Here is a 13,764-nt window from a genome sequence, read left to right on the forward strand (position 1 = left end):
TCCTTAACGTTTGGCTTGCCAGATACGCTGCTGATAATCGCGGATCGAGCGATCCGAGCTGAACATGCCGACGCGCGCGGTGTTAAGGATAGTCCGCCGCGTCCATTCGTCCCGATCGCGATACAGCTCGTCGACCCGGCGCTGCGCCTGGCAGTACGAGGCAAAGTCCGCCAGCACCAGGTAGGGATCGCCGCCTTCCAGCAGGCTGTGCAGCATCATGTCGAACGCGTGCTTGTCGCCGTGGCTGAAGGCACCGCTCGCCAGCTCGTCCAGAATCGTCTTCAGGTGCTTGTCTTTCTTGCGGTAGCTGAGCGGATCGTAACCCTTCGCCACTATCGCCTTCACCTGCTCCACGGTATTGCCGAAGATAAAGATATTGTCTTCGCCCACCTGCTCGGCGATTTCGACGTTGGCGCCGTCCAGCGTGCCGACCGTCAGCGCGCCATTCAGCGCCAGCTTCATGTTGCCGGTGCCGGAAGCCTCTTTGCCGGCGGTGGAGATCTGTTCGGAGATATCCGCCGCCGGGATCATCAATTCGGCTACCGACACACGGTAGTCAGGGATGAACGCCACTTTCAGGCGATCCTTCACCAGCGGATCGTTGTTGATCTTCTCGGCCGCCTGATTGATGGCGTAGATGATGTTCTTCGCCAGGTAGTAACCCGGCGCCGCCTTGGCGCCGAACAGGAACACGCGCGGCACGATGTCCAGGTTCGGGTTGTCGCGCAGCTGGCGATACAGCGACAGGATGTGCAGCAGGTTCAGGTGCTGGCGTTTGTACTCGTGCAGGCGTTTGATCTGCACGTCGAAGATCGCGTCCGGGTCGAGCGTCAACCCCATCACGCCGTGCACGTACTGGGCCAGCGCCACCTTGTTGTCGCGTTTGATCTGCTGATAACGCTGGCGGAACGCCGCGTCGTCGGCGAATTTCTCCAGCCCGCGCAGCGCGTCGAGATCGTTCGCCCACTCCACCTTCAGCGTCTCATCGATCAGGCCCGACAGCGCCGGGTTGCACTGTTTCAGCCAGCGGCGCGGCGTGATGCCGTTGGTGACGTTATGGAATTTATTCGGCCACAGCTGGTGGTATTCCGGGAACAGATCTTTCACCACCAGATCCGAATGCAGCTGCGCCACGCCGTTGACCGCAAAGCCGCTGACCACGCACAGGTTGGCCATGCGCACCTGCTTGTTGTGGTGCACCGCCAGTTTGGCCCACACCGCCTCGTCGCCCGGCCAGTGCTTATCCACCAATTTTTTAAACCTGGCGTTGATCTGTTTGATGATGGAGAAATGGCGCGGCAGCAGGCTGCGCACCAATTTTTCATCCCAGCATTCCAGCGCTTCCGGCATCAGGGTGTGGTTGGTATAGGCGAAGGTGTTGCTGGTGATCGCCCAGGCCGCCTCCCACTCCAACTGGTGCTCGTCCAGCAGAATGCGCAGCATTTCCGGAATGGCGATGGTCGGGTGGGTGTCGTTCAGCTGGATCACTTCGTACTTCGGCAGCTCTTCAATCTTGCGGCCGGCCTGATGGTGCTTGCGCAAAATGTCCGCCACCGAGCAGGCGCACTGGAAATACTGCTGCATCAGGCGCAGGCGCTTGCCGGCCTGATGGTTGTCGTTCGGGTAAAGCACCTTGGTCAGCTTGTCGGCTTCTACGCCCTGCTTCTCCGCCTGCAGGAACTTGCCGTCGTTGAAATCGCTCAGGTTGAACGGATGCTGATGGGTCGCCTGCCACAGGCGCAGCGGCTGCGCCACGCCGTTGCGATACCCCAGCACCGGCAAATCCCAGGCTTCGCCGCGCAGGGTGAAGGCGGGGCGCCACAGTTCGCGGCCGTCGGCCTGCTTTTCCAGCTTGCCGCCGATGCCCACGTCCACCGCCAGCGCGGCGTTGTGACGGAACCACGGATAGCTCTCGCGTTGCCAGTTATCCGGCGCCTCTTGCTGTTGCCCATCGCGGAACGACTGACGGAACAGCCCGTACTGGTAATTCAGCCCATAGCCGGTGGCCGGTTGTTCCACCGTCGCCATCGAGTCGAGGAAACAGGCCGCCAGCCGCCCCAACCCGCCGTTGCCCAGCGCCGGATCGGTTTCCTGCTCCAGCAGATCCGCCAGCTTGATGTTCTGCTCCGCCAGCGCCTGTTCGACGGTGTCGTACCAGCCCAGGTTGATCAGGTTGTTCGCCGTCAGTCGGCCGATCAGAAACTCCATCGAGATGTAGTTCACGTGGCGCAGCGGTTTGGCACTTTTACGCGGCGCCGGCTGTACGGCCAACTGCTCGGCCAGCGCCGCGCTGACGGCTTCCCACCATTGATGTTGCGTCATCTGCTGTGCGGAACTGAGGCCGAACCGTTGCCACTGGCGGGCAAGCGCCGCCAGAAAAGCATCCTTCTTGAGCGTAGGCTGTGACATAAGGAAAACTCTCTATCCAGTAAGTGGGTCAAATTGCCGCTATCGTGCCGGTGAGAAAGCCTGACGGCATCATCCCGCCTGGGGATTAGCTGGGGAGGAGGATTGGGGCGTAGCTGGAATTGTGATCTCAGGCACTGTTTGACTCCCTTGCAACGATGCAAAAAAGCCCGCCAACGCGTGCGGCGAGCACTGAGAACGTTAACCCTGACGTTAGCACAAGTATTCGCGCTGCTGAAGTTTTGTCCATGGCCGGAAATGCGATCCGCCACCGCATCGCCGCACGCCGGCGCCAAACGTAAAAAAGTGTGATCGATAGCAACTTAACTCCAAGCCGATGCGGAAGCTTGTTGCAATACGTTTAGGGTTGGCAGAAGTTAGGGGGAGCTATTAATTACGAACCATAAAATAATTAGCGCCACTCCAATCCCGGCGGGAACCGCGATTTATACCCTGGAATACTATGCTGATCCCATCAAAACTGAGCCGCCCGGTACGGCTGCAAAATACCGTGATCCGCGATCGCCTGCTGGCCAAACTGGCCAGCGCGGGCAACTATCGTCTGACACTGGTCAATTGCCCGGCGGGATACGGGAAAACCACGCTGATCGCCCAATGGGCGGCCGGCAAGGCCGATCTGGGCTGGTATTCCCTGGATGAGAGCGACAACCAGCCGGAGCGCTTCGCCAGCTACCTGATCGCCGCGCTGCAGCAGGCCAGCGGCGGCCGCTGCGTCAAGAGCGAGGCGCTGAGCCAGAAACACCAGTACGCCAGCCTGGCGGCGCTGTTCGCCCAACTGTTTATCGAGCTGGCCGACTGGCATCAGCCGCTGTACCTGGTGATCGACGACTACCACCTGATCACCAACGACGCCATCCATGAAGCCATGCGCTTTTTCCTGCGCCATCAGCCGGAAAACCTGACGCTGATCCTGCTTTCGCGCACCCTGCCGCCGCTCGGCATCGCCAACCTGCGGGTGCGCGATCAGCTGCTGGAAATGGGCACGCAGCAGCTGGCGTTCACCCATCAGGAAGCCAAACAGTTCTTCGATTGCCGTCTGGCGGCGCCAATGGAACAGCAGGACAGCAGCCGCCTGTGCGACGAAGTCGAAGGCTGGGCCACCGCGCTGCAGCTGATCGCGCTGTCGGCCCGCCAATCCGCCTCATCGGCTCAGCTGTCGGCCAAGCGGCTGGCGGGGCTGAACGCCAGTCACCTGTCCGACTATCTGGTGGACGAAGTGCTGGATCACGTCGATGCCGATGCACGCGCCTTCCTGCTGCGCTGTTCGGTGTTGCGCTCGATGAACGACGCGCTGATCGTGCGGCTGACCGGCGAAGACAACGGCCAGCAACGGCTGGAGGAGCTGGAGCGCCAGGGGCTGTTTATCCACCGCATGGACGACACCGGCGAATGGTTCAACTTCCATCCGCTGTTCGCCTCTTTCCTGCGCCAGCGCTGCCAGTGGGAACTGGCGCTGGAGCTGCCGGGGTTGCACCGCGCCGCCGCCGAGGGCTGGCTGGCGCTGGGGTATCCGGCGGAGGCCATACACCATGCGCTGGCGGCCAGCGACGTCAGCATGCTGCGCGATATCCTGCTGCAACACGCCTGGTCGCTGTTCCACCACAGCGAACTGGCCTTGCTGGAGGAGTGCCTCAACGCGCTGCCTTATGAGCGCCTGATCCAAAACCCCAAGCTGGCGCTGCTGCAGGCCTGGCTGGCGCAGAGCCAGCACCGCTACAGCGAGGTCAACACCCTGCTGGAGCGCGCCGAGCGCACCATGCGCGAGCAGAAAATCGAGATAGACCAAACGCTGCACGCCGAGTTTGACGCCTTGCGCGCCCAGGTGGCGATCAACGCCGGCAAACCGGAAGAAGCCGAGCGGCTGGCGACCGAAGCGTTGAAATTCCTGCCGCTGTCGAGCTATTACAGCCGCATCGTCGCCACCTCGGTGACCGGCGAAGTGCACCACTGCAAGGGCGAACTGGCGCGCGCGCTGCCGATGATGCAGCAGACCGAGCAGATGGCGCGTCGTCATCAGGCCAACCATTACGCGCTCTGGGCGCTGCTGCAGCAGAGCGAAATCCTTATCGCCCAAGGCTTCCTGCAGGCCGCTTACGAAACCCAGGACAAGGCGTTCGAACTGATCCGCGAGCAGCACCTGGAACAGCTGCCGATGCACGAATTCCTGCTGCGCATCCGCGCGCAGATCCTGTGGTCATGGTCGCGGCTGGACGAGGCGGAAGACGCGGCGCGCGCCGGGCTGAAAATTCTGGCTAACTACCAACCGCAACAGCAGTTGCAGTGCATTGCCATGCTGGCCAAATGCTCGCTGGCGCGCGGCGATCTGGACAACGCCAACACCCACCTGCAGCGCTGCGAAACCTTGCTGCACGGCGCCCACTACCATCGCGACTGGCTGACCAATACCGACAAATCGCGGGTGATCCACTGGCAGATGACCGGCGACACCGCCGCCGCCGCCCAGTGGCTGCGCCACACCGAAAAACCCGGCATGGCGGACAACCACTTCACGCAGGGCCAATGGCGCAACATCGCGCGGGTGCAGATCCTGCTCGGCCAGTATGAAGAGGCCGGCGTGGTGCTGGATGAACTGAACGAAAACGCCCGCCGCCTGCGGCTGGTGAGCGATCTCAACCGCAACCTGCTGCTCAGCAACCAGCTCTATTGGCTGCAAGAGCGCAAGGGCGAAGCGCAGCAGGCGCTGATCGAAGCGCTGTCGCTGGCCAACCGCACCGGCTTTATCAGCCACTTCGTCATCGAGGGCGAAGCGATGGCGCAGCAGCTGCGCCAGCTGATCCAGCTCAACACGCTGCCGGAGCTGGAACAGCATCGCGCCCAGCGTATCTTGCGCGACATCAACCAGCATCATCGGCACAAGTTCGCGCATTTTGACGAGAACTTCGTCGATAAGCTGCTGACCCACCCACAGGTGCCGGAACTGATCCGCACCAGCCCGCTGACCCAACGCGAATGGCAGGTGCTGGGGCTGATCTATTCCGGTTACAGCAACGACCAGATCGCCGGTGAGCTGGATGTGGCGGCCACCACCATCAAGACCCATATCCGCAATCTGTATCAGAAGCTGGGCGTGGCTCATCGCCAGGAGGCGGTGCAGCAGGCGCAGCAGTTGCTGAAAATGATGGGGTACGGCGCGTAAAAACCCTGATATCCCTCTGGTCTTAAACGCCGCAGAGTTGGTTACAATAGCGGCGTCCCCCTATTACGAGGCAGTCAGCAGTATGGAACAGTTCGAAGCGATCAACGTTGAGCAGGCGTACACCCGCTGGAAAGAGGGCAGCGCCGCCCTGGTCGACATCCGCGATCCGCAAAGTTTTGAAGCCGGGCATACGCCGGGCGCCTTTCACCTCACCAACGCCACCCTGTCGGCCTTTATGCAGCAAAACGACTTCGAGCGGCCGGTGATGGTGATGTGCTACCACGGCAACAGCAGCCGCAGCGCGGCGCAGTACCTGCTGCACCAGGGGTTCGACGCGGTCTACAGCATCGACGGCGGCTTCGAGGCCTGGGCCCGCCAGTATCCGCAAGACGTGGAAACCTCTGCCTGATCCCCGCAGCCCGCCGTGCGTCGGCGGGCTTCCCCTTGGTTTTTGTGCGCGTTTTCGCGGGTTTTTCGCAGATCCGTTTGCCAGCGCTCAGGATTTCGACGTTATAATCGGCCGTCAGGGTCGCCGGCGAGTAAGCCGCGGCCAAAATCATTCACTTACGACGGAAGAGCAATGGTTAGAGTAATCGCCATATCCAACCCGCGCCTGGCGCTGGCCTTTGTCGACTATATGGCGACCCAGGGCATCCGGCTTGAGCTGCGCAACAGCGGCGAGGCGGCGGAAATCTGGCTGGCCGACGACGGTCACCTCGAGCAGGTGCAACACGAGCTGCAGCAGTTTCTGGCCGATCCGCTCAACCGCCGTTATCAGGCCGCCAGCTGGCAGACCGGCCATACCGACGCCGGCCTGCATTATCAGAGCGAATCCTACCTGCACACCCTGCGCAGCAAGGCCGGGCCGCTGACGCTCGGCGTGATGGTGCTGTGCATCGCGGTCTATATTCTGATGCAGGCGCTGGGCGACGATACCGTGATGTACTGGCTCTCCTGGCCGCAGGACAGCAGCCAATACACGCAGCTGTGGCGCTGGGTCAGCCATGCGTTCCTGCATTTCTCCCTGCTGCATATCCTGTTTAACCTGATGTGGTGGTGGTATCTCGGCGGCCAGATGGAAAAACGCCTCGGCGCCGGCAAGCTGTTCGTGCTGGCGGTGGTGTCGGCGTTCTTCAGTGGCTGGGCGCAATCGCTGTTCAGCGGCGCGCTGTTCGGCGGGCTGTCGGGCGTGGTCTATGCGCTGATGGGCTATGTCTGGCTGTCGGGCGAACGGGCGCCGGAGCGCGGCCTGATGCTGCCGCGCGGCCTGATGGTGTTCTCGGTGCTGTGGCTGGTGGCCGGATATTTCGATATTTTAGGAATGTCGATCGCCAACGCGGCACACATAGCCGGTTTAGTGTTAGGGTTATTGATGGCATTTTGGGATACGCGTCATCGCGCACACAACGAACAATAACAGCCGGGAGCTATGCCCCAATGGGCATAGCGGGCGTTTTAGGGGATTATCGTGAAGCAAACACAGCGTCATGACGCAATTATCGAGCTGGTGCGCCTGCAGGGTTACGTCAGCACGGAAGAGCTGGTCGAACATTTTGACGTCAGCCCGCAAACGATTCGCCGCGATTTGAATGACCTGGCCGACCAGAACAAGATCCAGCGTCACCACGGCGGCGCGGCGCTGCCTTCCAGCTCGGTCAACGCTGCCTATAACGATCGCAAGGTGATGTGGTCGGAAGAGAAAGCCCGCATCGCGCAGCGCGTCGCCAGCCAGATCCCGGACGGCGCCACGCTGTTCATCGATATCGGCACCACGCCGGAGGCGGTGGCCCATGCACTGATGAACCACAAGAACCTGCGCGTGGTCACCAACAACCTTAACGTCGCCACCCTGCTGACCGCCAAGGAAGACTTCCGCCTGATCCTGGCCGGCGGTGAAGTGCGCACCCGCGACGGCGGCATCATGGGCGAAGCCACGCTGGACTTCATCTCCCAATTCCGCCTCGATTACGGCATTCTCGGCATCAGCGGCATCGATATGGACGGCTCGCTGCTCGAATTCGACTATCACGAAGTGCGCACCAAACGCGCGATTATCGAAAATTCCCGCTGCGTGATGCTGGTCACCGACCATTCCAAATTCGGCCGCAACGCCATGGTCAACCTGGGCAACATGAACCTGATCGACTACCTGTTTACCGACCAACTGCCGCCGCCGAGCGTGATGAAAATCATCGAACAGTACGACGTGCAGCTGGAGCTGTGCTGATCCGGCCTTAACCTGCGGGGCGCGCCGCCGCCCCGTTTCACGCCCCTCAACTCGCCTTGCCCGACGCTGCCTGCGCGCCCGCGCCATATCCACATCAATTATGTGACTATCATCACCAAACTGTTACCTCTATCACGCCTAAATGTTTTTGTTTGGTTAACTCTTGGCTTGCTTGTTGGTTTTTGATTACAATCATGAGCGAAAACGAACATGAAAGAGCTATTTCGAACATCTGGAGGAAGATGACGTGGAAACCAAAGACTTGATCGTTATCGGTGGCGGCATCAACGGTGCCGGCATCGCGGCGGATGCTGCCGGGCGCGGGCTGTCGGTACTGCTACTGGAAGCGCAAGACTTGGCCTGTGCTACGTCTTCCGCCAGTTCCAAACTGATCCACGGTGGCCTGCGCTACCTGGAACACTACGAATTCCGTCTGGTAAGCGAAGCGCTGGCCGAGCGTGAAGTGCTGCTGAAGCTGGCGCCGCACATCGCGTTCCCGATGCGTTTCCGCCTGCCGCACCAGCCGCACCTGCGTCCGGCCTGGATGATCCGCATCGGCCTGTTCCTGTACGATCACCTGGGCAAACGCACCAGCCTGCCGGGCAGCAAGGGGTTGCGCTTTGGACCAGAGTCGGTGCTGAAGCCTGAACTGAAGCGCGGTTTCGAATATTCCGACTGCTGGGTCGACGATGCTCGCCTGGTGGTGCTGAACGCGCAGGAAGTGGAAAAACGCGGCGGCGAAGTGCGCACCCGCACCAAAGTGACCCGCGCATGGCGTGAAAACGGCCTGTGGATGGTGGAAGCGGTCGATATCGACAGCGGCAAAACCTTCACCTGGCGCGCCAAAGGCCTGGTGAACGCCACCGGCCCGTGGGTGAAAAACTTCTTCGACGACGGCTTGAAGCTGAAATCGCCTTACGGCATCCGCCTGATCAAAGGCAGCCACATCGTGGTGCCGCGCGTGCACGATCAGCCGCAGTCTTACATTCTGCAGAACGAAGACCACCGCATCGTGTTTGTGATCCCGTGGAATGACGAATTCTCCATCATCGGCACCACCGACGTGGAGTACAAAGGCGATCCGAAAGACGTGAAGATCGACGAGAACGAAATCGCTTATCTGCTGAAAGTGTACAACGATCACTTCAAGAAGCAGCTGGGCCGCGACGACATCGTCTGGACTTACTCCGGCGTGCGTCCGCTGTGCGACGACGAATCCGATTCACCGCAGGCGATCACCCGCGATTACACGCTGGACGTGCACGACGAGCAAGGCAAGGCGCCGCTGCTGTCGGTATTCGGCGGCAAGCTGACCACCTACCGCAAGCTGGCCGAACATGCGATGGAAAAACTGGCCCACTACTACCCAGGCTGCGGCCCGGCGTGGACCAAAAACGCCACGCTGCCGGGCGGTGACATCGATGGCGATCGCGACGGCTACGCGGCCAAACTGCGCCGTGCACACAGCTGGCTGCCGGAAGCCCTGGCGCGCCGCTATGCCCGCACCTACGGCAGCCAGAGCGAGCTGATCCTGGCCGGCGCCAACGGCCTCGCCGATCTGGGCGAAGATTTCGGCCACGGTCTGTATGAAGCCGAGCTGCGCTACCTGACCGAGAAAGAGTGGGTCGTGGAGCTGGACGACGCCATCTGGCGCCGCACCAAGCTGGGCATGTGGCTGGACGAAGCGCAGCAGGCGCGAGTGAAAGCCTGGCTGGCGGAACACGCGAAAACGAAAGCGCTGTCTCTGGCTTCCTGAGCTGCAGCGTAACGAAAAAGGGCCGGTTATCCGGCCCTTTGCTTTTTTCCTCTCTCGCTTTACAGCTTCACCGGCTTAATGTGCCAAATTTCATCCGCGTATTCCTGAATGGTGCGATCGGATGAGAAGTAGCCCATATTGGCGATATTCAGCACCGCGCGCCGCGTCCACTCGTCCTGATTGAGATAGACCTCGTCCACCTTGTCCTGCGTGTCCACATAGCTGCGGTAATCCGCCAACAGCTGATAGTGATCGCCGAGGTTGACCAGCGAGTCGAACAAATTGCCATAGCGTTTCGGCTCTTCCGGGCTGAACACCCCGGTGGCGATCTGCGTCAGCGCCTGATGCAGCTCCGGGTCCTGCTCATAGTACTGGCGCGGGTTGTAACCGTTGCGGCGCAGTTCCTCAACCTGCTCGGCGGTATTGCCGAAGATAAAGATATTCTCCTCCCCCACGTGCTCGCGCATCTCGACGTTGGCGCCGTCCAGCGTGCCGATGGTCAGCGCGCCGTTCAGCGCGAACTTCATGTTGCTGGTGCCCGAGGCCTCGGTGCCCGCCAGCGAGATCTGTTCCGACAGATCCGCCGCCGGGATAATGATCTGCGCCAGGCTGACGCCGTAGTTCGGGATGAACACCACCTTCAGTTGAGTATGCACGCGCGGATCGTTGTTGATCACTTTGGCCACGTCGTTGATCAGACGGATGATCTGCTTGGCGGCATAGTAGGCCGAGGCCGCCTTGCCGGCGAAGATCACCACCCGCGGCACGCGCTCGATATCAGGGTCAGCCAGCAAACGGTTATACAGCGTGATGACGTGCAGCACGTTGAGCAGCTGCCGTTTGTACTCGTGGATGCGCTTGATTTGCACATCGAACAACGCATCCGGGTTGACCACCACGTTGAGCGTTTTGGCAATGTACAGCGCCAGCCGCTCCTTGTTCTGCCGTTTGGCGCGCTGCACCGCCTGCAGGAAGCTCGGGTAATCGACGTTGGCCTTGATCTCGCTCAGTTGGCTGAGATCGGTGCGCCAGGTTTGACCGATGCAGTCGTCCAGCACCGCCGCCAGCGGCGGATTGGCCAGCGCCAGCCAACGGCGCGGCGTCACCCCGTTGGTTTTGTTGCAGAAACGGGTCGGGAATAGCCGGGCGAAGTCGGCGAACAGCGACTGCACCATCAGTTCGGAATGCAGGGCGGAAACGCCGTTGACCTTGTGGCTGGCCACCACCGCCAGCCACGCCATGCGCACCCGGCGGCCGTTGGTTTCGTCGATGATCGAGACCCGCGCCAGCAGATCGTTGTCGTCCGGCACCACTTCCTGCACCATCTTGAGGAAGTGATCGTTGATTTCGAAAATCAGCTGCAGATGGCGCGGCAAGATGCGGCCAATCATATCCAGCGGCCAGGTCTCCAGCGCCTCGCTCATCAGCGTGTGGTTGGTGTAAGAGAACACCTGCTCCACCACTTCCCAGGCGTCGAGCCACTTGAATTTATGCTCGTCGATCAGCCGGTGCATCAGCTCCGGAATCGACAATACCGGGTGGGTGTCGTTGAGGTGAATGGCGATCTTGTCCGCCAGGTTGTCGAAGGTTTTGTGCATCAGCCAATGGCGGTTGAGAATATCCTGCACCGTGGCCGACACCAGGAAATACTCCTGCCGCAGCCGCAGCTCGCGCCCGGACGAAGTCGAATCGTCCGGATAGAGCACGCGCGACACGTTCTCCGAGTGGTTTTTGTCTTCCACCGCCGCGAAGTAATCGCCCTGGTTGAACTTGCCGAGGTTGATCTCATTACTGGCCTGCGCGCCCCACAACCGCAGCGTGTTGGTGGCGTCGGTGTCAAAACCGGGGATCACCTGATCGTAGGCGATGGCCACGACCTCTTCGGTCTCCAGCCAGCGCGCCTTGGCCCCCTCCTGCTGCACGCGGCCGCCGAAGCGCACCTTGTAGCGGGTGTTATGGCGCGGAAACTCCCACGGATTGCCGTACTCCAGCCAGTAGTCCGGCGACTCCATCTGTTGGCCGTTGACGATGTTCTGCTTGAACATGCCGTATTCATAACGAATGCCGTAGCCGCGCCCCGGCAGCGCCAGCGTCGCCAGCGAGTCGAGGAAACAGGCCGCCAGCCGGCCCAGACCGCCGTTACCGAGCCCGGGGTCGTTTTCTTCCTCCAGCAGCTCCGCCAGGTTCAGCCCCATCTCGTTCAGCGCGTTGTCGATATCCTGATAGATGCCCATCGACAGCAGCGCGTTTGACAGGGTGCGGCCGATCAGGAACTCCATCGACAGGTAATACACCTGCCGCACGTCTTGAGACAGCTGGGCGCGGTTGGAACGCAGCCAGCGCTCCACCATGCGATCGCGTACCGCGAACAGCACGGCGTTCAGCCAATCGTGCCGGTTGGCGATGGCCGGATCCTTGCCGACGATAAACATCAGCTTATAGGCGATGGAGTGTTTCAGCGCTTCCACACTGACCGTAGGTGAGGTGTAACTAAACGGTGAAGTCATGGCTTTTTAATCCCTTGTAGGGAGCCCCGCCATTCGCCGCGGAATAGCGGGCTCCGCTGAACATGGACGCGGCACGCCGCGCCCCGACAATCTACCCTTACGGCTGCCCGCCGCGCGTCAACCCGAAACGCGAAACGCAGGCTACAAACGTTGATAAAGCGATAAATACTCTTTCGCCGCCACCGGCCAGCCGAAGTCCACGCTCATGGCGTGGCGCTGAACGTGGCGCCAGTGTTTCGGCCGGCTCCACAGCACCATGGCGCGGCGGATGGCGTTGCCCAGCGCGACAGCGTCGCAATCGTCGAACACGAATCCGCTGGCGGTGCCGTCGGCCAGGTTCTCCAGCGCGCAGTCCACCACCGTGTCCGCCAGCCCGCCGGTACGGCGCACCAGCGGCAGCGTGCCGTATTTCAGGCCGTAGAGCTGGGTCAGGCCGCAGGGCTCGAAGCGGCTCGGCACCAAAATGACGTCGGCGCCGCCGATGATGCGGTGGGAGAAGGATTCGTGATAACCGATCTGCACGCCGACCTGTTCAGGGTAGTCGGCGGCGGCGGCCAGAAACGCCTGTTGCAGCACCGCATCGCCGGCTCCCAGCAGCGCCAGCTGCCCGCCCTGCGCCAGCAGTTCAGGCAACGCCTGCAGCACCAGATCGAGGCCTTTCTGGCTGGTCAATCGGCTCACTACCGCGAACACCGGCAGTGATTCGTCCACCTTCAGCCCCATGGCCTTTTGCAGATGCAGCTTGTTTTTGACCTTGCTTTTCAGATCGTCGGCGTCATAGCGGGCGCTCAGCCGCGGGTCGTGGGCCGGATCCCAAATCTTGTCGTCCACCCCGTTGAGGATGCCGCTCAGCCTGCCCTGCCGCTGCCGCTCCTGCAGCAGCCCCTCCATGCCGTAGCCGAACTCCGGCCGGGTGATCTCACGCGCATAGGTCGGGCTGACGGCGGTCACGTGGTCGGCATAAAACAGCCCGGCCTTGAGGAACGACATCTGGCCGTAGAACTCCAGGCCATAGACGTTGTAGAACGACGCCGGCAGCCACAGCTCGGTCACGTGATGGGCGGAGAACAGCCCTTGATAGGCCAGGTTATGCACCGTGAACACCGAACGCGCCGGGTGGCCGTTGGCGGCCAGATAGGCGCAGCTAAGACCGGCGTGCCAGTCGTGGGCATGCACCAGCTGCGGGCGCCAGTAGCGATCCAGCCCCTTGGCCAGCTCGCAGGCCATCCAGCCCAGCAGCGCAAAGCGGCGGTGGTTGTCGGGGTAGGCATACATGGACTGATCGTGGTACGGGCTGCCCGGCCGGTCATACAGCCAGGGCGCATCGATGAGATAGATGCCCACACCATGGTAGGTGCCGTAACGCAGGCCAACCCGGCCGGCGAACGAGTCGATTTCCGCCACCAGCACGGTGTCGGGTATGCCGTTGCGTACGTCAGGGAAAGCGGGCAATAGCACCCGAACATCGGCGCCTTCGGCGATTTGCGCCGCCGGCAGCGCGCCAACCACGTCTGCGAGTCCGCCCGTTTTCAGCAGGGGGAACATTTCAGAACATACGTGTAAGACCTGCATTATCACTCCTGAAAGTCGGCCGAAGGCCTCTGGATAAGAAATAAAGCAGGCTTGCCGCTGTTATGTGTGCCGCGTTGCGCAAGCCATCGAACCGTTCATCGGGCGGCAGGCTATCGTT

Annotated in this window: 8 protein-coding genes; 5 read left to right on the plus strand and 3 right to left on the minus strand. The window is 61.4% G+C overall.

What is annotated here, in order from left to right:
• Positions 1 to 3 precede the first annotated feature (3 nt).
• Positions 4 to 2,409: a maltodextrin phosphorylase gene (gene malP, locus ACJ8QF_RS22100; protein ID WP_442537863.1), complete on the minus strand. Its 2,406-nt coding sequence runs from the start codon at positions 2,407 to 2,409 to the stop codon at positions 4 to 6.
• 460 nt (positions 2,410 to 2,869) lie between these two features.
• On the opposite strand from malP, the gene malT reads away from it, so the two are divergent.
• The 5 genes from malT (at position 2,870) to glpD (ending at position 9,567) form a co-directional block, all read left to right on the plus strand.
• Complete coding sequence (gene malT / locus ACJ8QF_RS22105) at positions 2,870 to 5,584, plus strand: HTH-type transcriptional regulator MalT (RefSeq protein ID WP_442537864.1); 2,715 nt, start codon at positions 2,870 to 2,872, stop codon at positions 5,582 to 5,584.
• Positions 5,585 to 5,666: 82 nt separating this feature from the next.
• Positions 5,667 to 5,993 carry a thiosulfate sulfurtransferase GlpE gene (gene glpE / locus ACJ8QF_RS22110; protein WP_004930790.1) on the plus strand — a complete coding sequence of 109 codons (327 nt, stop codon included), beginning with the start codon at positions 5,667 to 5,669 and terminating at the stop codon, positions 5,991 to 5,993.
• A gap of 171 nt (positions 5,994 to 6,164) precedes the next feature.
• Complete coding sequence (glpG, locus tag ACJ8QF_RS22115; protein WP_015379321.1) at positions 6,165 to 7,001, plus strand: rhomboid family intramembrane serine protease GlpG; 837 nt, start codon at positions 6,165 to 6,167, stop codon at positions 6,999 to 7,001.
• Between the two features lie 51 nt (positions 7,002 to 7,052).
• Positions 7,053 to 7,811 (plus strand): DeoR/GlpR family transcriptional regulator, encoded by a 759-nt coding sequence (locus ACJ8QF_RS22120; protein WP_004930797.1) that lies wholly within the window; start codon positions 7,053 to 7,055, stop codon positions 7,809 to 7,811.
• A 247-nt stretch (positions 7,812 to 8,058) separates the two neighbouring features.
• On the plus strand, positions 8,059 to 9,567 hold the full coding sequence (gene glpD, locus ACJ8QF_RS22125) for a glycerol-3-phosphate dehydrogenase (RefSeq protein WP_131165343.1): 1,509 nt from the start codon (positions 8,059 to 8,061) through the stop codon (positions 9,565 to 9,567).
• 59 nt (positions 9,568 to 9,626) lie between these two features.
• On the opposite strand, the gene glgP is transcribed toward glpD, so the two are convergent.
• Both glgP and glgA read right to left on the minus strand, forming a co-directional pair.
• Positions 9,627 to 12,074, minus strand: coding sequence for a glycogen phosphorylase (gene glgP, locus ACJ8QF_RS22130; protein WP_274985107.1), 2,448 nt, complete (start codon positions 12,072 to 12,074; stop codon positions 9,627 to 9,629).
• Positions 12,075 to 12,215: 141 nt separating this feature from the next.
• On the minus strand, positions 12,216 to 13,646 hold the full coding sequence (gene glgA, locus ACJ8QF_RS22135) for a glycogen synthase GlgA (protein WP_004930807.1): 1,431 nt from the start codon (positions 13,644 to 13,646) through the stop codon (positions 12,216 to 12,218).
• Between the last annotated feature and the right edge of the window lie 118 nt (positions 13,647 to 13,764).

This window comes from Serratia sp. CY81684 (assembly GCF_052166595.1).
In the GTDB taxonomy this organism is placed as follows: domain Bacteria; phylum Pseudomonadota; class Gammaproteobacteria; order Enterobacterales; family Enterobacteriaceae; genus Serratia; species Serratia nematodiphila.